The organism is Photorhabdus sp. RM71S, from assembly GCF_042879355.1.
Taxonomy (GTDB): Bacteria; Pseudomonadota; Gammaproteobacteria; order Enterobacterales; family Enterobacteriaceae; genus Photorhabdus; species Photorhabdus kayaii.
The window spans coordinates 1-223 of sequence record NZ_JBHFKV010000308.1; the positions used below are offsets into that span (position 1 = coordinate 1).

At 53.8% G+C, this 223-nt stretch carries 1 protein-coding gene; it reads left to right on the forward strand.

Features of this window, described 5'->3' with window-relative positions:
• The coding region (locus ACGF5R_RS25015; RefSeq protein ID WP_387693356.1) for a hypothetical protein at positions 1 to 223 on the forward strand (223 nt) is incomplete at both ends.

Genomic DNA, 223 nt, shown 5'->3' on the forward strand with positions numbered 1-223 from the left:
GGAACATCGGGGCGTTACAGTCTGGGCACTCTAAAAGGACAGGTGGGACACGGTGAAGCCGTATCCGGTATGGCACAATTGTTTAAGGTGTTATTTTCGCTACGGGACGCGGTTCGCGTGCCGACACGGCTACCGGACACCCTGAATCCCAATATCAACTTTGAAACCTTGCCCTTTGAATTACAGTCGCAACTGACGGTCTGGCAGGCTCCAGAGGTTGACG